We start from the raw sequence: 19,726 nt of genomic DNA, 5'->3' as shown, positions 1-19,726 counted from the left end.
GCCCGTCGCAGCGTAAACACCCACCTCTGATTGCACACGGTTGAGAAGACAGCTTCAGGCTGCCGGCCGTGTCGTTTACGACTGTTTGATGGAAATTGTCATGTCCAGGTTTTCTGCTGTCCCACGCCCGGGTTCTGCCCCGGCGTCCTTTGCCCTGAACGAATCCCGCGTTCGTTTCAGGCACGCTACCGCCGTCCTTTGCGGCGTCCTGCTGTCCCCGCTGGTCCACGCCGACGAACACGCCGGCCACACTGATGAGCTGAGCCCGACGGTGATCACCGCCATCGCCCCGAGCTCGCCGCTGACCATCGTCACCAACCCGAAAGACCCGCGCCAACCGGTGCCGGCCAGCGACGGCGGCGACTACCTGAAGACCATTCCCGGCTTCGCCCTGGTGCGCAACGGCGGCACCAACGGTGATCCGGTGCTGCGCGGGATGTTCGGTTCGCGCCTGAACATCCTCACCAACGGCAGCATGATGCTCGGCGCCTGCCCCGGCCGGATGGACGCGCCGACCTCGTACATCTCACCCGAGACCTACGACAAACTCACCGTGATCAAAGGCCCGCAAACCGTGCTCTACGGGCCCGGCGCGTCGGCCGGCACGATCCTGTTCGACCGCGAGCCGGAAAGCTTCGGCGAGCTCGGCACCCGCGTGAACGCCAGCGTGCTGGCCGGCTCCCACGGGCGCCTCGACAAAGTCGTCGATGCGGCAGCCGGCGGCTCGCTGGGCTACGTGCGGGTGATCGGCAACACCGCGCATTCCGACGACTACCGCGACGGCAACAACGACATCGCTGCCTCGCGCTATGACAAGTGGAACGGCGACGTGGCGCTGGGCTGGACCCCGGATGCCGACACCCTGATCGAACTCACCGCCGGCAAGGGCGACGGCGAAGCACGCTACGCAGGACGCGGCATGGACGGCTCGCAATTCCTGCGCGAAAGCCTCGGTCTGCGCGTCGAGAAATCCAACATCACCGATGTGCTGGAGAAGCTCGAAGCCCAGGTCTACTACAACTACGCCGACCACGTGATGGACAACTACACCCTGCGCACGCCGTCCGGCACGGGGATGATGGCCGGGCCCATGGCGTCCAACGTCGACCGCCGCACCCTCGGCGCACAGATCAAGGCCACCTGGCGCTGGGCCGATATCCAGCTGATCACCGGCCTCGACGCGCAGACCAACGAACACCGGCAGCGCAGCGGCATGGGCATCGATACCTACAAGGATCAGCCGTACACCAAGGACGCCGACTTCCATAACTACGGGGTGTTCAGCGAAATGACCTGGTACGCCGCCGACCGCGACCGGCTGATCACCGGCGCCCGGGTCGACCGTGCCTCGGCCAGGGATTTCCGGCAGACCACCGGCTCGGGAATGATGTCCCGGCCGAATCCGACCGCTGGCGATACCCGCGCCGACACCCTGCCGAGCGGCTTCGTCCGTTACGAGCATGACCTGGCCGACAGCCCGACCACGCTCTACGCCGGCCTCGGCCACGCCCAGCGTTTCCCGGATTACTGGGAGCTGTTTTCGCCCAAATCCGGCCCGGCCGGTTCGGTCAATGCGTTCGATTCGATCAAGCCGGAAAAGACCACTCAGCTCGACTTCGGCGTGAACTACAAGAGCGCCGAGCTCGAAGCCTGGGCCTCCGGTTACATCGGCCAGGTGCGCGATTACATCCTCTTCGATTACACCCCCGGGATGATGGGCATGAGCACGTCCCGCGCCGAGAACATCGACGCGCGGATCATGGGCGGCGAACTCGGTGCCGCCTACAAACTCACCGACAACTGGAAAGCCGATGCGACCCTGGCCTACGCCTGGGGCAAGAACAGCAGCGACGGCAAGGCTCTGCCGCAGATGCCGCCGCTGGATGCGCGCTTCGGTCTGACCTATACCGAAGACAACTGGAGCGCCGGCGCACTGTGGAGGGTGGTTGCCGCGCAAAACCGTATCGACCAGAACAAGGGCAACGTGGTCGGCAAGGATTACGACAAGAGTTCGGGCTTCGGCGTGTTCTCGCTCAACGGCGCCTACCGGATCAACAAACACTGGAAGGTCAGTACCGGCGTCGACAACCTGTTCGGCAAGGCTTACGCCGAACACCTGAACCTGGCGGGCAACGCCGGGTTCGGCTACCCGGCCAACGACCCGCAAGCGATCAATGAACCGGGGCGCACGCTCTGGACCAAGGTGGACATGAGTTTCTAACCCTCAAGGGCGCTCGCTCCCTTGAGGGAGCGGGCGGCAACAGACAACGAGAAGATCCAAGCCAAGCGGAGCACACGTGATGAAACAGCCCAAACCGAATTTCTACAACCTGGCCTGGCGTTGGCATTTCTATGCCGGATTGTTCGTCGCGCCATTCATGGTGATGCTGGCCCTGACCGGCATCATTTACCTGTTCAAGCCGCAGCTCGATTCGCTGATGTACAGCAGCCTGCTGAACGTCCCCGCCGGGCATCACACCGTGCCGGCCGATGACTTGCTGCAAAAGGTCAAAAGCGCTTATCCACAGGGCCAGGTCACCCAGTACCTGCCACCGGCGAATGCCGAGCGCAGCGCGCAGTTTGTCGTGGCCAATGCCGGCCATGAACTGAACGTATTCGTCGATCCGTACCACGGCGACATCCTCGGCGAGCAGGATGCCAGGCAGAACCTGCAAGCCATCGCCCGGGCGATTCACGGCGAACTGATGATCGGCACCGTCGGTGACCGACTGATCGAAATGGCCGCCGGCTGGGGCGTGGTGCTGGTGGTGTCCGGGGTTTTCCTGTGGTGGCCGCGAGGTCAGGCCGCGGGGATTCTGTGGCCACGCCTGAGCAGTCGCGGCCGCGTGCTGTGGCGTGACCTGCATACCGTGACCGGATTCTGGGGCGCCGCATTGCTGCTGGTGATGCTGCTCAGCGGCATGACCTGGACCGGCTTCTGGGGCAAGCAATACGCGCAGGTGTGGAACGTGTTCCCGGCGGCGATGTGGGACAACGTGCCGACCTCCGACGTCGAGGCCGGCAGCCTCAACAACGCCGCGCGCCAGACCGTACCCTGGGCGATGGAAAATACCCCGATGCCGATGTCCGGCGACCATGCCGAACACATGGCCCACGGTGGCATGCAACACGGTCCCGCCGCGCCGACCATCCGCCTGCAGGACGTGCAGAACATCGCCGTTGAGCGCAAGGTCGAGCCGGGCTACAGCATCACAATGCCGACCACTGCGACCGGCGTGTTCACCATCGCGGTGTTCGCCGACGACCCACGCAACGACGCGACCCTGCACATCGATCAGTACACCGGCAAGGTTCTCGCCGACGTGCGCTTCGAGCAGTACGGCGCTGTTGCCCGCGCTACCGAGATCGGCGTGATGCTCCACGAAGGCAAGATGTTCGGCACCTTCAATCAAATCATCGTGCTGCTGATCTGCCTGATGATTCTGCTCAGCGCCGTCAGCGGCGTGGTGATCTGGTGGAAGCGCCGCCCGCAAGGAAAATTCGGCGTGCCGCCGCTGCGCCACGATCTGCCGAAGTGGAAAACCGGGGTGGCGATCATGCTGGTTCTGGCGGTGGTGTTTCCGCTAGTGGGGGCTTCGCTGGTGGTGGTGTGGTTGCTGGATCGGCTGCTGGTGTCGCGTCTGGGCCGACAAGCTGAATCTGCCTCAACTTCATCATGAAACAGGCGAGATGCGCGATTTAGACAGATCTTTAAACTGCCGGGGCTTAAACTCCGGCATTTTTTAGTGTTACTGTATAACGCAAATTTGCTGCTCCGCCCGCAGCCATGCACCGTCATGAGCCTGCGGGCTTTTCTTTTGAAGAAGTGATTCACCGCCCCGATGAACAAGTACCTCTTGTCCAGCCTCTGTCTGTTCGCCTTGAACAACAGCGCCCACGCCGACAATGCCCCGCTGACGCTGCCCACCGGCACCATCACCGCCCCGGCCAATGACGACCAGACCGTCAGCCTGACCACGCCGACCAGTGCCGGCTCGCGTCTGAACCTCAGCGCGATGGAAACCCCGGCCAGCGTCGAAAGCCTCAGCGGCGAGCAAGTCCGCGCCCGTGGCGATCGCAGCGTGCAGGACGCGGTGTCGCGCAGCACCGGCATCAGCCGCACCGGCACGCCGGGCGATGGCGGCACCTCGTTGCAGGCTCGGGGTTTTACTGGGCAGAGTTCGGTGATGCAGTTGTATGACGGTAACCGGATGTACACCGGCATGGGCACCGTGACGTTCCCGGTCGACACCTGGTCGGTGGAGCGCGTCGACGTGCTGCGCGGCCCGGCCTCGGTGCTGTATGGCGAAGGCGCGACCGGTGCGGTGGTCAACGTGATCCCGAAAAAGCCGTTCGAAGGCGAAATCGAAAACCACGTGCGCGTCGGTTATGGCTCGTTTGATAGTCAGCAGCAGGCGTTCGACAGCGGCGGCTCGCTGACCGACACCCTGAGCCATCGCCTCAACCTCAATCGCCTGCGCAGCAATGGCTGGGTCGATCGCGGTGATTCGTCCAGCGACTTCATCAGCGCCGCCCTGCGCTGGCAGGCCACCGATGATCTGACCTTCACCCTCGCCCACGATTACGGCGACCAGCGTCCGCAGAACTACTTCGGCACGCCGCTGATCAACGCCCAGTTGAAGGACAGCCTGCGCAACAAGAACTACAACGTGCGCGACGACAAGCAGCACTACAACGATCAATGGACGCGCCTGACCAGCGACTGGCAGATCAACGATGCAGTCAGCGCCAGCAATGAGCTGTACTACCTCAAGGCCCAACGCCGCTGGCAGAACGCCGAGAACTACAACTTCGACGCTGACAGTCAGCAGCTCAGCCGCAGCGGCTACTTCGGTATCGGACACAAACAGGAACAGGTCGGCGACCGCCAGACCTTCACCTTCAAGCATTCGCTGTTTGGTCTCGACAGCCAGACCGTTACCGGCGTTGATTACAACCGCATCCGCTTCCAGCTCGACAGCAACTCGCCGTTCAACGACGTATTGCCGAACGGCCAGCCGCTGGATCTGTACCACCCGCAAACCGGTTACTTCGAGAGCGCCGACCCGTATCGCGATCAATTCGACAGCACCACCAAACAGATGTCGGTGTTCGCCGAAAACCGCACGCAACTGAGCGAACGCTGGTCGTTGGTAACCGGTGTGCGCCGCGACTACGTGCATGTGGATCGCAACAACCTGGTCGACGGCAGCCAGAGTGACAAGACCCTGACCGGCAACAACTGGAAGGCCGGCCTGGTGTTCGCACTGACGCAGGACACCTCGTTCTACGGCCAGGTCGCCACCAGCACCGATGGCATCGGCGGTCTGATTTCCCTGAGCCCGAGCCAGCAGCAATATGACCTGTCGACCGCGCGGCAGACCGAGATCGGCCTGAAGCAACTGTTCTGGGATCAGCGCGGTGAGTTCACGCTGGCGGCGTATCGCATCGTGAAGAAGAAGCTGCTGACCGACGATCCCGGTAACCCGACGCTCAAGCAGCAGGTCGGCCAGCAATCGTCGAACGGCCTGGAAGCCAGCCTCGATCTGCAACTGCCGAACGCCTGGCAACTGCAAGCCAACGCGGCGATCGTCAAGGCCAAGTACGACGATTTTGAAGAAGTGGTCGGCGGCGTGCCGGTGTCGCGCAATGGCAAAGGTCCGGTGGACGTACCACGGCGCACCGCCAATCTGTGGCTGAGCAAGGCGCTGACCGATGACCTGAAAGCCGGCGCCGGCGTGCGTTACGTCGATGCGCGCTACGCCGACATGGCCAACCGTAACGAGCTGCCGCGCTACACCGTGATCGATGCGACGCTGTCGTGGAAAGCCCTGCGCAACACCACGCTGGGGTTGCAGGTGAACAATCTGTTTGACCGGACATATGCGCAAAGCCAATACAATGAGGGCCAGCAGTGGATTCTGGGTGAACCTCGTTCGTTCTTTGTCACGGCTGACTACACCTTTTGACTCACTGGCCCCGCCCTCACCCTAACCCTCTCCCGGAGGGAGAGGGGACTGACCGAGGTGTTTGGGCAAGTTACACCGACCTGAAATACCGGGTCGAACTCAGGATTTGAAGAGCACGAAGATCGGCTCCCATTTCCCCTATGGACGGGGCTGACCGAGGTGTTTGGGCAAGTTACACCGACCTGAAATACCGAGTCGAACTCAGGATTTGAAGAGCACGAAGATCGGCTCCCTTTCCCCCTCGCCCCCTTGGGGGAGAGGGCTGGGGTGAGGGGGATGGATCTACCAGACAGACATAACCTTAGAAATCACACTGAACCTCACATGACCTCACTGTCCCTCACTAATCTCGCTTGGTCCCCCTTGGGCCACGGCCACTGTCATCACCAGTTCCAGCTGCGTGACGCCTCGCTGCAAGTGGCTGCCGGTGAGTTCGTCGGGCTGATCGGGCCCAATGGCAGCGGCAAGACCAGCCTGTTGCGTTGCGCCTACCGCTTCAGTCAGCCGGAAACCGGTGAGGTCAGACTCGATCACCACAACGTGTGGAAGCAATCCTCACGCTGGTGTGCGCAACGCATCGCCGTCGTCCTCCAGGAATTCCCCGACGTCTTCGGCCTGACTGTCGAAGAAGTGGTCGCCATGGGCCGCACGCCGCACAAAGGCCTGTTCGACGGCGACACGCTGGAAGACCGCCATTTCGCCACCCAGGCCCTCAAATCCGTGGGCCTCGACGGCTTCGAAGACCACGCGTTCGCCACGTTGTCCGGTGGTGAAAAACAACGCGTGATCCTCGCCCGCGCACTGACCCAGCAACCGCAACTGCTGATCCTCGACGAGCCGACCAACCACCTCGACCCGCGCTATCAGCTGGAACTGCTGCAACTGGTCAAGCGTTTGCAGATCGGCACGTTGGCGAGCATCCACGACCTGAACCTGGCCGCCGCGTTCTGCGACCGGCTGTATGTGATCAACCACGGTCGCATCGTCGCCAGCGGCACCCCGCAACAAGTCCTGACCGTCGGACTGCTGCGCGACGTGTTCGGCGTCGAAGCATTGATCGATTCCCACCCCCTCCACGGCTACCCGCGAATCACCTGGATAACCCGACCATGACTGTGCGCTCCCTGCTTTGCCTCGCTCTGCTGCTGGGCACCACCCAAGCCTTTGCCGAGGCCACGAAGTACCCGCTGACGATCCAGAGCTGCAACCGCGAAGTGACCTTCAAGCAAGCACCGAAACACGCGGTCAGTCACGACATCAACATGACCCAGATGATGCTCGCCCTCGGCCTCAAGCCGAAAATGGCCGGCTACAGCGGCGTCAGTGGCTGGAAGTCGGTGACGCCTGAAATGCAGAGTCTTCTCGACGGTCTGCCGGAGCTGGCAGCCAAGTACCCGTCGGTGGAAACGTTACTCAACGCCAACGTCGATTTCTTCTTCGCCGGCTGGGATTACGGCATGCGCGTCGGCGGCGATCTCACGCCGCAGACCCTGCAACCGCTGGGCATCAATGTGTATGAACTGACCGAGTCCTGCGCCTTCGTGATGAAGCGCCCGGCCGCGACGCTGGACGACACCTACAACGACCTGCGCAACCTCGGAAAGATTTTCGACGTGCAGGATCGCGCCAACGCGCTGATCGCTGACATGCAAAGTCAGGTCGCCGAAATCCGCAAAGACCTGCCCGCTGAAAAACCACGGGTGTTCCTGTACGACAGCGGCGAAGACCGCGCCATGACCTCCGGCCGCCTCGGCATGCCGCAAGCGCTGATCGACGCGGCCGGTGGGCGCAACGTTCTCGATGACGTCGAAGCGAGCTGGACCCGGGTCAACTGGGAGACCGTGGTCGAGCGCAATCCGCAGGTGATCGTGATCGTCGACTACAGCGAAATCACCGCCGAGCAAAAGATTGAATTCCTGCTGAAGAACAAGGCGCTGCAATCGGTGGACGCGATCAAGAACCAGCGCTTCATCGTCATCCCTTACGTGCAGGCCACGCCGGGGATCGACAACGTGCTGGCGGTGGAAACCCTGGCCAAAGGTTTCCACGGCGAATGATCGACCGTCGCTATGCGCTGCTGCTGATCGCCCTCGGTGCCGTATTGCTGGTGTCCTGCGTGGTATCGCTGGGTTTCGGCCCGGCGCGGGTGCCGGTGGACGTGGTGTGGCGGATTCTGCTGCACAAACTGTTCGGCCTCGGTGTGCCGGACTGGAGCGCCGGCCAGGAACACATCGTCTGGCTGATCCGCGTGCCGCGCATGCTGCTCGGTGCATTGGTGGGCGCCGGGCTGGCGTTGATCGGCGCGGTGCTGCAAGCGGTCACGCGAAATCCGCTGGCCGATCCGCACCTGCTTGGCGTCACCTCCGGTGCCACCCTCGGCGCAGTGATCGTGGTACTGCACATCGGCGAAATCGTCGGCCTGCTGACCTTGCCGATCGCCGCGTTCATCGGCGCGTTGTTGAGCATGTTTCTGGTGCTGGGCATCGCCAATCGGCAGGGTCGGCTGGACAGTGATCGTCTGCTGCTGTGTGGCGTGGCCGTTTCGTTCGTGATGATGGCGATCGCCAACCTGCTGTTGTTCATGGGCGATCACCGCGCCAGTTCGGCGGTGATGTTCTGGATGCTCGGTGGCCTTGGTCTGGCGCGCTGGGAGTTGTTGGCGGTGCCGGCGCTGAGCGTGTTGCTTGGCTTGATTCTGCTGATCGGCATGGCCCGTCCGCTGAACGCCTTGATGGCCGGCGAACAGACCGCCGTCACCCTCGGCCTGAATGCGCGGGCGGTGCGTCTGCGGGTGTTCGTGATTGCTTCATTGATGACCGGGGTGCTGGTGTCGATCAGCGGCTCCATCGGTTTTGTCGGGCTGATGGTGCCGCACATTGCCCGGCGCCTGATCGGTGCCGAGCATCGGCGTCTGCTGCCGGTGTGCGTGTTGCTCGGCAGCGTTTTCCTCGTCTGGGTAGATGTCGCCGCACGCACACTGATCGCCCCTGAAGACCTGCCCATTGGCGTCGCCACCGCAGCCCTCGGCGGCCTGTTCTTCATCGGCCTGATGCGCCGCCGCTGAATCCTCCGGGTGCGCCCCAATCTGGCGCACCCCGTTGCACCTTTGCATGCAACACGTCCCCTCATGGTGCGCCGACTTCGTGCGCAACCGCTCTAAACCGACATTTCCCTGCCCAAACCCGACCGGGCACAGCCCTTGCAAAACAGCCTTCAGTCGTTCGCATCTGCCAACCATAAAAAACTTTAACGTTCATGGAGATCGCACAATGAAGCGTCGCAGTTTGATCAAGGCTTTCACACTCACGGCATCCATTGCCGCGATGGGCATGACCTGGACCGTACAGGCCGCCGAGACCATCAAGGTCGGGATTCTGCATTCGTTGTCCGGCACCATGGCGATCTCCGAAACGTCGCTCAAGGACATGGCGTTGATGACCATCGACGAGATCAACGCCAAGGGCGGGGTGAACGGCAAGATGCTCGAACCGGTGGTGGTCGACCCGGCGTCGAACTGGCCGCTGTTCGCGGAAAAGGGCCGGCAGTTGCTGACCCAGGACAAGGTCGCGGTGGTGTTCGGTTGCTGGACCTCGGTGTCGCGCAAATCGGTGCTGCCGGTGTTCGAAGAACTCAACGGCCTGCTGTTCTACCCGGTGCAGTACGAAGGTGAAGAGATGTCGCCGAACGTGTTCTACACCGGCGCCGCGCCGAACCAGCAAGCGATCCCGGCGGTTGAATACCTGATGAGTGAAGAAGGTGGCAGTGCCAAGCGCTACTTCCTGCTCGGCACCGACTACGTCTACCCGCGCACCACCAACAAGATCCTGCGCTCGTTCCTGCACTCCAAAGGCGTGGCCGACAAGGACATCGAAGAGGTCTACACCCCGTTCGGCCACAGCGACTATCAAACCATCGTCGCCAACATCAAAAAATTCTCGGCCGGCGGCAAGACCGCTGTGATCTCGACCGTGAATGGCGACTCCAACGTGCCGTTCTACAAAGAGCTGGCCAACCAGGGCCTGAAGGCCACCGACGTACCGGTGGTGGCATTCTCGGTGGGCGAAGAAGAACTGCGCGGCATCGACACCAAGCCGCTGGTGGGCAACCTCGCGGCGTGGAACTACTTCGAGTCGGTGGATAACCCGGCTAACAAGAAATTCGTCGCCGACTGGAAAGCTTACGCGAAGAAACACAACCTGCCGGGCGCCGACAAAGCGGTGACCAACGATCCGATGGAAGCCACTTACGTCGGCATCCACATGTGGGCGCAGGCGGCGGAGAAAGCCAAATCGACCGACGTCGACAAGGTCCGCGAAGCCCTCGGCGGCCAGACCTTTGCCGCGCCGTCCGGCTACACCCTGACCATGGACAAGACCAATCACCACCTGCACAAACCGGTGATGATCGGCGAAATCCAGAGCGACGGTCAGTTCAACGTGGTGTGGCAGACCGAAGGGCCGATTCGTGCGCAGCCTTGGAGCCCGTTCATTCCGGGTAATGACAAGAAGCCGGAGTATGCGGTGAAGAGCAACTGAGGCGGATTCAGACCTTGAGGCGGACTTGAGACCTTCCCCCTCACCCCAGCCCTCTCCCTCAGGGAGAGGGGGAAAGGGAGCAGATCTCCATCGTTTTCAAAGCCTGAGTTCGACTCTGTTTTTTCAGGTCGATGCTTGATGAACAGACAACTCGGTCAGTCCCCTCTCCCTCCGGGAGAGGGCTAGGGTGAGGGCTGGATTTCGCAGTCGGACACCGCTCCATCGGCCACCGCAACACAGGAAGCACCACCCATGCCCACTGCCTTTTACCGCATTATCCTGGCCATCTTGCTCCTGTTGCCCATGATGACCCACGCCAGCGACGCCGAAGACTTCGTCGCCGCCAACCCGATGCAACAGGCCAAACTGCTGGAAGCCTGGGCCGCGCAGCCCGATCCGGCGCGTGTCGAACTGATCAACGCCCTGCAACAAGGCGAGTTGACCGTCGACGGCCAACCCAAGACCCTGCGCCTGAACAACCGCCTGCGGGGTCTTATCGACACCGCTCTGGCCAGCCACCAATTGCTCGCCGCCGACGCCAAAACCCGTCTGACCGCCGCGCAGCAATTGCAGAAAAGCGCCAAACCGGCGCAGCTGAAATTCCTCGACCAGCAACTGGCTGGCGAACAAGACGAAAGCGTCCACGCCGCCCTGAGCCTTGCGCTGGCCAACCTGCAACTGGTCGACACCGACCCGGCGGTGCGCCTCGCGGCCGTGCGTCTGCTCGGTGAAACCGGCGACCCGCTGGCCCGCACCCGCCTCGAAGGCCTGCTCGAACCCGGCGTCGAAACCGATGCCAACGTGCGCACTGCCGCCGAAACCAGCCTCGCCCAGGTCAAGCGCAAACTGCTGGTTGGCGAACTGCTCGGCCAGGCCTTCAGTGGCATGTCCCTCGGTTCGATTCTGTTGCTCGCGGCGCTGGGTCTGGCGATCACTTTCGGCCTGCTGGGTGTGATCAACATGGCCCACGGCGAGATGCTGATGCTCGGCGCCTACTCGACCTACGTCGTGCAGCTGATGCTCCAGCGCTACGCACCGCAGGCCATCGAGTTCTATCCGTTGATCGCGCTGCCGGTGGCGTTCTTCGTCACGGCCGCCATCGGCATGGCGCTGGAGCGCACGGTGATCCGTCACCTCTACGGTCGACCACTGGAAACCCTGCTCGCCACCTGGGGCATCAGCCTGATGCTGATTCAGCTGGTGCGACTGGTGTTCGGTGCGCAGAACGTTGAAGTGGCGAACCCGGCGTGGCTGTCCGGCGGGATTCAGGTGCTGCCGAATCTGGTGCTGCCGTACAACCGCATCGTGATCATCGCTTTTGCGTTGTTCGTGGTGGTGCTGACCTGGCTGCTGCTGAACAAGACCCGCCTCGGCCTGAACGTGCGCGCCGTCACCCAGAATCGCAACATGGCCGCCTGCTGCGGCGTGCCGACCGGGCGCGTCGACATGCTCGCCTTCGGCCTCGGTTCGGGCATCGCCGGGCTCGGTGGCGTGGCTCTGAGCCAGATTGGCAACGTCGGCCCTGACCTCGGCCAGAGCTACATCATCGACTCGTTCCTGGTGGTGGTGCTCGGCGGCGTCGGCCAACTGGCCGGCAGCGTGTTCGCCGCATTCGGCCTGGGCATCGCCAACAAGATTCTCGAACCGCAGATCGGTGCGGTGCTCGGCAAGATCCTGATCCTCGCGCTGATCATTCTGTTCATCCAGAAACGTCCGCAAGGCCTCTTCGCACTGAAAGGACGGGTGATCGACTGATGAACCAGCCTCTACTAGTCACGGCCACACAAAAGGCCGGCCCGAAAGCCACGCTCGCCATCGGCGCGGTGGTGCTCGCCTTGCTGATCGCCCTGCCGCTGCTGTCGCTGTTGCCGGCGGACAGTGCGCTGCATGTTTCGGCCTACACCCTGACGCTGGTCGGCAAGATTCTCTGCTACGCCATCGTTGCCCTGGCGCTGGATCTGGTCTGGGGTTACGCAGGTCTCTTGTCGCTGGGCCACGGTCTGTTCTTCGCTCTCGGCGGTTATGCGATGGGCATGTACCTGATGCGTCAGGCCGCCGGTGATGGTCTGCCGGCGTTCATGACGTTCCTGTCGTGGACCGAATTGCCGTGGTACTGGAGCGGCACCGGCAGCTTCCTCTGGGCGATGTGCCTGGTGGTGTTGGCGCCGGGGTTACTGGCGCTGGTGTTCGGTTTCTTCGCCTTCCGTTCGCGGATCAAGGGCGTGTATTTCTCGATCATGACCCAGGCCCTGACCTTCGCAGGGATGCTGCTGTTTTTCCGCAACGAGACCGGCTTCGGCGGCAACAACGGTTTCACCAATTTCCGCACGATCCTCGGTTTCGGCATCACCGAACCCGGCACTCGCGCGGTGCTGTTTCTGGCGACGGTGTTGCTGCTGGTGGCGAGCCTGTTCATCGGCTGGCGCCTGGCCCGCAGCAAGTTCGGCCGGGTGCTGACCGCGCTGCGTGATGCGGAAAACCGCCTGATGTTCTGTGGCTACGACCCGCGTGGTTTCAAGCTGTTCGTCTGGGTGTTGAGCGCGGTGTTGTGTGGTCTGGCTGGCGCGTTGTACGTGCCGCAGGTGGGGATCATCAACCCGAGCGAAATGTCGCCGACCAACTCGATCGAAGCTGCCGTGTGGGTAGCCCTTGGCGGGCGCGGCACGCTGATCGGCCCGCTGCTCGGAGCCGGCGTGGTCAACGGCATGAAGAGCTGGTTCACCGTGGCGTTCCCCGAATACTGGCTGTTCTTCCTCGGCGCGCTGTTCATCGTCGTGACGTTGTACCTGCCCAAAGGCGTGATCGGTCTGCTGAAGAAACGAGGTGAATCATGAGAGTCACGGCGAGCGCTGAATTCATGCTGGAACCGGCCTTTTTCCCGGTGGAGCCGAACAAGGACGAAGGCACCAGCCGCGACTCGATCGGCCTCGGGCAACGCGTCGGTCCGGGCCTCGACACCCGCCACGGCACGATCCTGACCCTGGAAGACATCAGCGTCAGCTTCGACGGCTTCCGGGCGCTGAACAATCTGAACCTGTACATCGGCGTCGGCGAACTGCGCTGCATCATCGGCCCCAACGGCGCGGGCAAAACCACGCTGATGGACGTGATCACCGGCAAGACCCGCCCGAGCCACGGCGAGGCGTGGTTCGGTGAAACCCTCGACCTGACGCAGATGAGCGAAGTGCAGATCGCCCAAGCGGGCATCGGGCGCAAGTTCCAGAAACCGACGGTGTTCGAAGCGTTGAGCGTGTTCGAGAACCTGGAGCTGGCGCAGAAAACCGACAAGTCGGTGTGGGCCAGCCTGCGGGCGAGGTTGAGCGGCGAGCAGAAAGACCGGATCAGCGAAGTGCTCGACACGATTCGCCTGACCACTTCGGTCAATCGCCCCGCCGGGCTGCTGTCTCATGGGCAGAAGCAGTTTCTGGAAATCGGCATGTTGCTGATGCAGGACCCGCAATTGCTGCTGCTCGATGAACCGGTGGCGGGCATGACCGACGCCGAAACCGAATTCACCGCCGAGCTGTTCAAGTCGCTCGCGGGCAAGCACTCGCTGATGGTGGTGGAACACGACATGGGCTTCGTCGGTTCGATTGCCGACCACGTCACCGTGTTGCATCAGGGCAGCGTGCTGGCCGAAGGATCACTGGAACAGGTGCAGGACAACGAGCGCGTGATCGAGGTTTACCTCGGTCGTTAGCCCTGCGATTCAGATCGTTCCCACGTCGAGGCGTCGAACCGTCCGCGTGGGAATGCCGCCATGGACGCTCCGCGTCCGCCGTTATGTGACGCGGAGCGTCACGGGATTCATTCCCACGCAGAGCGTGGGAACGTTCACCGGGGAGAGTTTGAACATGCTGCAAGTCGACAAGCTGCATCAGTACTACGGCGGAAGCCACATCCTGCGCGGCCTGAGCTTTGACGTGAAGGTCGGCGAAGTGACCTGCCTGCTCGGGCGTAACGGTGTGGGCAAGACCACGCTGCTCAAATGCCTGATGGGCCTGTTGCCGGCCAAGGAAGGCGCGGTGAACTGGGAAGGCAAACCGATCACCACGTTCAAGCCGCATCAACGGGTGCACGCCGGGATCGCCTACGTGCCGCAGGGCCGGGAAATTTTCGGCCGGCTGACCGTGGAAGAAAACCTGCTGATGGGTCTGTCACGTTTCCCCGGCAGCGAAGCCAAAGAAGTGCCGGCGTTCATCTACGAGCTGTTCCCGGTGCTGTTGCAAATGAAACAGCGGCGCGGCGGCGACTTGTCCGGTGGTCAGCAACAGCAGCTCGCCATCGGCCGCGCACTGGCCAGCCGTCCGCGTTTGCTGATTCTCGACGAACCCACCGAAGGCATCCAGCCGTCGGTGATCAAGGAAATCGGCGCGGTGATCAAGAAGCTCGCGGCCCGGGGCGACATGGCGATTCTGCTGGTGGAGCAGTTCTACGATTTCGTCGCCGAACTGGCCGATCAGTACCTGGTGATGTCCCGGGGCGAGATCGTGCAGCAGGGCCGTGGCGAAAATATGGAAGCCGAAGGTGTACGCGGGCTGGTGACTATTTGAGGTTACGGTCTAATCTGTAGCGTCCTAACGATAATCAGAAAACATGAACTTACCTGTTGCGACTGCCCTGTTTACCCCGAGCTGGCACGCCGAGCTGGAGCTGGCCTACGCCCGCTTCGGCGATTGCACGCGGCCGACCCGACGCCGGCACCTCGGCCCGTTGCGGGTGCAAAAGCATCTGTATGCCGAAGGGCCCGAGGTCTGTCAGCACATCATCGTCCACCCGCCGGGCGGGATCGCCGGCGGTGACCGGCTGGACATCAGCGCCCGCGTCGAACAAGGCGCCTGGGCGCAGATCACCAGCCCCGGCGCGGCCAAGTGGTATCGCGCGGCAGGGCCCGCTTATCAGTCGCTGAACCTGCATGTCGCCGATGGCGCGACACTGGAATGGCTGCCCCAGGAAACCATCGTCTACAGCGCCGCCCAGGCTGAACTCACGACCTCGATCGAGCTTGAAGGCGATGCGCGACTGTTTTACTGGGACGTGGTGGCCCTCGGGCGTCCGGCCAGTGGCGAGCGTTTCGACCTCGGGCATTTCCAGGCGCATCTGGATATTCGCCGTGATGGCCGGCTGCTCTGGCATGAGCGCCAGCGCATCGTCGGCGATGACGGCTTGCTCGATTCGCCGATCGGGCTGGATGGTAATCCGGTGTTTGCGACGTTGCTGGTGACTGGCGAGATCGATGCTGAATTGCTGGAGAGCTGCCGCTCACTAAACCACCACGTGAGTGGGGATCTGACGCAACTTCCAGGACTTTTGGTCGCCCGTTGCCTGGCCAGTGAAGCGTTGCTGGCGCGGGCGTGGCTTATTGAATTGTGGCGCTTGTTGCGGCCGAAATTGATGGGACGCGAGGCTGTACCGCCAAGAATATGGAACACCTGAAAACCAGCCCTCACCCCCCGCCCTCTCCCGGAGGGAGAGGGGGCCTGACCGAGGTGACCGCTGGAAATGTTTCAGACACGAGAATTCAATTGACTGAACTGGCCACTGAAAACGACCGAGATCAGTCCCCTCTCCCTCCGGGAGAGGGTTAGGGTGAGGGCTGGGTCTGACTGGCACCCCACTCACCACAAGAACCACACAAATCTGCCCAAATGGATTTAAAACGATGGACCTGACCCCACGCGAAAAAGACAAGCTGCTGATCTTCACCGCCGGCCTCGTTGCCGAGCGGCGACTGGCCCGTGGCGTGAAGCTCAATTACCCGGAAGCCATGGCCTATATCTCGGCGGCGCTGCTCGAAGGCGCCCGTGACGGCCAGACCGTGGCCGAACTGATGCACTACGGCACCACCCTGCTGACCCGCGATCAGGTGATGGAAGGCATCCCGGAAATGATCCCGGAGATCCAGGTCGAAGCGACGTTCCCCGACGGCACCAAACTGGTCACCGTCCACCAACCGATCGTCTGAGGCCGCGCCATGACTTACACCATCCGCGATGCACTGCACGCCGACCTGCCGGCGATCCGTGACATCTACAACGACGCCGTGCTCAACACCACGGCGATCTGGAATGAATCCGCCGTCGACCTCGGCAACCGTCAGGCGTGGTTCAGCGCCCGTCAGGCTCAGGGTTATCCGATCCTGGTGATCGTCGACGCCGACAACACCACCCTTGGCTACGCTTCGTTCGGTGACTGGCGGCCGTTCGACGGTTTCCGCCACACCGTCGAGCACTCGGTCTACGTGCGCAGCGACCAGCGCGGCAACGGCCTCGGCCCGCAACTGATGACCGCGCTGATCGAACGCGCGAAAACCTGCGACAAGCACGTCATGGTCGCCGCTATTGAGAGCGGCAACGCTGCGTCTATCCGCCTGCACGAGCGCGCCGGTTTCATCACCACCGGGCAGATGCCGCAAGTCGGCACCAAGTTCGGCCGCTGGCTCGACCTGACCTTCATGCAACTGACCCTCAATCCTGGCGCGGAGCCGCCGCCCGCCCACAAGGAGTGACACCGATGAACCCCGCCCAACTGCGACGCGTCAATGCTGAAAGTTTTGCGCACTATCGTCAGGGCCTGATCGACCTGCTGCTCGACGCCGTGGGTTATGGCGCCAGCGTCGGCTTCATGGCCGACCTCGATGCCGCGCAGGCCCGCGCCTATTTCGACGATGTGCAGGACAACCTGAACAAGGGCAACGTCTTGCTGTGGGTGGTGGTCAAGGACGAACAGGTGCAAGCCAGCGTCCAGTTGAGCCTGTGCCAGAAGGCCAACGGCCTGAACCGCGCCGAGGTGCAGAAACTGCTGGTGCGCGAACACGCCCGGCGACGCGGCCTCGGCCAGCAGTTGATGCAAGCACTGGAACAGACCGCGCGTCAGTACAAGCGCGGCATGCTTTACCTCGACACCGAGGCCGGCTCCCCCGCCGAAGATTTCTACAAGGCCCTGGGTTACACCCGGGCCGGGGAAATCCCCGATTACGCTTGCGACCCGAACGGCACCTATCGCCCGACGGCCCTCTATTACAAAGTCCTGCAAGGAGCGAACTGATGATTCCCGGCGAATACAAAATCCAGCCCGGCGACATCGAACTCAACGTCGGTCGCCGCACTGTCAGCCTGAAAGTGGCGAACAGCGGCGACCGGCCGATCCAGGTCGGCTCGCACTATCACTTTTTCGAAACCAACGATGCCCTGACCTTCGACCGCGCGGCCAGCCGTGGCATGCGCCTGAACATTCCGGCGGGCACCGCCGTGCGCTTCGAGCCTGGGCAGAGCCGCGAGGTGGAACTGGTGGACTATGCCGGGCACCGGCGGGTGTTCGGGTTTGCCGGGCGGGTCATGGGTGACCTCTGAGTCCGCGTGTACCGCAGCCCCTCACCCCAGCCCTCTCCCAGGGGAGAGGGAGCCAACCACCGATAACTGCCTCACCGCGATCAGTCCCCTCTCCCTCCGGGAGAGGGTTAGGGTGAGGGTCAATGGCTCACCGCTATTTTCCTGAAGGACGCCAGATGAAGATTTCCAGACAAGCCTACGCCGACATGTTCGGCCCCACCGTCGGCGACAAGGTGCGCCTGGCCGACACCGAGCTGTGGATCGAGGTCGAACAGGACTTCACCACCTACGGCGAAGAAGTGAAATTCGGCGGCGGCAAAGTGATCCGCGACGGCCAGGGCCAGAGCCAGTTGCTGGCGGCCGAAGTGGTCGACACCGTCATCACCAACGCGCTGATCATCGACCACTGGGGCATCGTCAAGGCTGACGTGGGCCTCAAGGACGGGCGCATCGCCGCGATCGGCAAGGCCGGCAACCCGGACGTGCAGCCCGGCGTGACCATTGCCATCGGCGCCAGCAGCGAAGTGATTGCCGGCGAAGGCATGATCCTCACGGCCGGCGGCATCGACACCCACATCCACTTCATCTGCCCGCAGCAGATCGAAGAAGCGCTGATGAGCGGTGTCACCACCATGATCGGCGGCGGCACGGGACCAGCCACCGGCACCAACGCCACCACCTGCACTTCAGGGCCGTGGCACCTGGCGCGGATGCTCCAGGCAGCGGACGCATTCCCGATGAACATCGGCCTCACCGGCAAGGGCAACGCCAGCCTGCCGGAGCCGCTGATCGAGCAGGTCAAGGCCGGCGCCATCGGCCTCAAGCTGCACGAAGACTGGGGCACCACCCCGGCGAGCATCGACAACTGCCTGAGCGTCGCCGACCAGTACGACGTGCAAGTGGCAATCCATACCGACACCCTCAACGAGTCCGGTTTCGTCGAAACCACCCTCGGCGCGTTCAAGGGCCGGACCATCCACACCTATCACACCGAAGGTGCCGGTGGCGGCCACGCGCCGGACATCATCAAGGCCTGCGGTTTCGCCAACGTGCTGCCGAGCTCGACCAACCCGACCCGGCCGTTCACCCGCAACACCATCGACGAACACCTCGACATGCTGATGGTCTGCCACCACCTCGACCCGAGCATCGCCGAGGACGTGGCGTTCGCCGAAAGCCGCATCCGCCGCGAAACGATTGCCGCCGAAGACATCCTCCACGACCTCGGCGCGTTCTCGATGATCAGCTCCGACAGCCAGGCCATGGGCCGCGTCGGCGAAGTCATCACGCGCACCTGGCAGACCGCCGACAAGATGAAGAAACAGCGCGGGCCGCTCGCGCAGGACGGCGAAGGCAACGATAACTTCCGCGCCAAACGCTACATCGCCAAGTACACGATCAACCCGGCGATCACCCATGGCATCAGTCATGAAGTGGGTTCGGTGGAAGTCGGCAAATGGGCCGATCTGGTGCTGTGGCGCCCGGCATTCTTCGGCGTGAAACCGACGCTGATCCTCAAGGGCGGCGCCATCGCCGCCAGCCTGATGGGCGACGCCAACGCGTCGATCCCGACCCCGCAACCGGTGCACTACCGCCCGATGTTCGCCAGTTACGGCGGCTCGCTGCACGCCACCAGCCTGACCTTCATCAGTCAGGCGGCGCAGGCGTCGGGATTGCCCGAAGCATTGGGCCTGAAGAAGAAAATCGCGGTGGTCAAAGGTTGCCGCGACGTGCAGAAAACCGACCTGATCCACAACGACTACCTGCCCAACATCGACGTCGACCCGCAGACCTATCAGGTCAAGGCCGACGGGGTGTTGCTCTGGTGTGAACCGGCCGAAACCCTGCCAATGGCCCAGCGTTACTTTCTGTTCTGAGCCAAAGCCCCGGT

At 62.8% G+C, this 19,726-nt stretch carries 17 protein-coding genes; all 17 read left to right on the top strand.

The window, feature by feature from the left end; translation table 11 throughout:
- Positions 1 to 100 precede the first annotated feature (100 nt).
- The 17 genes from C1X29_RS05255 to ureC all read left to right on the top strand — a co-directional run bounded on the left by C1X29_RS05255 (position 101) and on the right by ureC (position 19,712).
- Positions 101 to 2,221, top strand: a complete 2,121-nt coding sequence (locus tag C1X29_RS05255; RefSeq protein ID WP_102688359.1) for a TonB-dependent copper receptor — start codon at positions 101 to 103, stop codon at positions 2,219 to 2,221.
- Between the two features lie 79 nt (positions 2,222 to 2,300).
- A complete protein-coding gene (locus C1X29_RS05250; protein WP_102716993.1) occupies positions 2,301 to 3,680 on the top strand; it encodes a PepSY domain-containing protein in 1,380 nt (459 codons plus the stop codon).
- A gap of 162 nt (positions 3,681 to 3,842) precedes the next feature.
- Positions 3,843 to 5,969 carry a TonB-dependent siderophore receptor gene (locus C1X29_RS05245; RefSeq protein WP_102716992.1) on the top strand — a complete coding sequence of 709 codons (2,127 nt, stop codon included), beginning with the start codon at positions 3,843 to 3,845 and terminating at the stop codon, positions 5,967 to 5,969.
- A 324-nt stretch (positions 5,970 to 6,293) separates the two neighbouring features.
- Positions 6,294 to 7,082, top strand: a complete 789-nt coding sequence (locus tag C1X29_RS05240; RefSeq protein ID WP_102716991.1) for an ABC transporter ATP-binding protein — start codon at positions 6,294 to 6,296, stop codon at positions 7,080 to 7,082.
- Positions 7,079 to 8,026, top strand: coding sequence for an ABC transporter substrate-binding protein (locus C1X29_RS05235; RefSeq protein WP_085746546.1), 948 nt, complete (start codon positions 7,079 to 7,081; stop codon positions 8,024 to 8,026). Before C1X29_RS05240 ends, C1X29_RS05235 begins: the two co-directional genes overlap by 4 nt.
- Positions 8,023 to 9,033 (top strand): iron ABC transporter permease, encoded by a 1,011-nt coding sequence (locus C1X29_RS05230; protein WP_085746545.1) that lies wholly within the window; start codon positions 8,023 to 8,025, stop codon positions 9,031 to 9,033. The genes C1X29_RS05235 and C1X29_RS05230 overlap by 4 nt, the downstream gene beginning before the upstream one ends.
- A gap of 205 nt (positions 9,034 to 9,238) precedes the next feature.
- Positions 9,239 to 10,504, top strand: coding sequence for an urea ABC transporter substrate-binding protein (gene urtA / locus C1X29_RS05225; protein WP_007950596.1), 1,266 nt, complete (start codon positions 9,239 to 9,241; stop codon positions 10,502 to 10,504).
- A 252-nt stretch (positions 10,505 to 10,756) separates the two neighbouring features.
- Positions 10,757 to 12,259 (top strand): urea ABC transporter permease subunit UrtB, encoded by a 1,503-nt coding sequence (gene urtB, locus C1X29_RS05220; RefSeq protein WP_102716990.1) that lies wholly within the window; start codon positions 10,757 to 10,759, stop codon positions 12,257 to 12,259.
- A complete protein-coding gene (gene urtC / locus C1X29_RS05215) occupies positions 12,259 to 13,338 on the top strand; it encodes an urea ABC transporter permease subunit UrtC (protein ID WP_102716989.1) in 1,080 nt (359 codons plus the stop codon). The genes urtB and urtC overlap by 1 nt, the downstream gene beginning before the upstream one ends.
- A 23-nt stretch (positions 13,339 to 13,361) precedes the next feature.
- On the top strand, positions 13,362 to 14,204 hold the full coding sequence (gene urtD / locus C1X29_RS05210) for an urea ABC transporter ATP-binding protein UrtD (RefSeq protein ID WP_173940178.1): 843 nt from the start codon (positions 13,362 to 13,364) through the stop codon (positions 14,202 to 14,204).
- A gap of 154 nt (positions 14,205 to 14,358) precedes the next feature.
- Entirely contained in the window at positions 14,359 to 15,057 is a 699-nt protein-coding gene (gene urtE / locus C1X29_RS05205; protein ID WP_102716987.1) for an urea ABC transporter ATP-binding subunit UrtE, read from the top strand.
- Between the two features lie 43 nt (positions 15,058 to 15,100).
- Positions 15,101 to 15,940 carry an urease accessory protein UreD gene (locus C1X29_RS05200; RefSeq protein ID WP_102688368.1) on the top strand — a complete coding sequence of 280 codons (840 nt, stop codon included), beginning with the start codon at positions 15,101 to 15,103 and terminating at the stop codon, positions 15,938 to 15,940.
- Between the two features lie 226 nt (positions 15,941 to 16,166).
- Positions 16,167 to 16,469, top strand: coding sequence for an urease subunit gamma (gene ureA / locus C1X29_RS05195; protein ID WP_039766748.1), 303 nt, complete (start codon positions 16,167 to 16,169; stop codon positions 16,467 to 16,469).
- 9 nt (positions 16,470 to 16,478) lie between these two features.
- Positions 16,479 to 17,012 (top strand): GNAT family N-acetyltransferase, encoded by a 534-nt coding sequence (locus C1X29_RS05190; RefSeq protein WP_007950603.1) that lies wholly within the window; start codon positions 16,479 to 16,481, stop codon positions 17,010 to 17,012.
- Between the two features lie 5 nt (positions 17,013 to 17,017).
- A complete protein-coding gene (locus C1X29_RS05185) occupies positions 17,018 to 17,551 on the top strand; it encodes a GNAT family N-acetyltransferase (RefSeq protein WP_102716986.1) in 534 nt (177 codons plus the stop codon).
- A complete protein-coding gene (locus C1X29_RS05180) occupies positions 17,551 to 17,856 on the top strand; it encodes an urease subunit beta (RefSeq protein WP_007950605.1) in 306 nt (101 codons plus the stop codon). The genes C1X29_RS05185 and C1X29_RS05180 overlap by 1 nt, the downstream gene beginning before the upstream one ends.
- A gap of 155 nt (positions 17,857 to 18,011) precedes the next feature.
- Positions 18,012 to 19,712, top strand: a complete 1,701-nt coding sequence (ureC, locus tag C1X29_RS05175) for an urease subunit alpha (protein ID WP_085685440.1) — start codon at positions 18,012 to 18,014, stop codon at positions 19,710 to 19,712.
- Positions 19,713 to 19,726 lie beyond the last annotated feature (14 nt).

Source organism: Pseudomonas sp. GW456-12-10-14-LB2 (assembly GCF_002884345.1).
Lineage (GTDB): Bacteria > Pseudomonadota > Gammaproteobacteria > Pseudomonadales > Pseudomonadaceae > Aquipseudomonas > Aquipseudomonas paraglycinae.
This window is presented reverse-complemented; position numbering and strand designations above follow the sequence as displayed.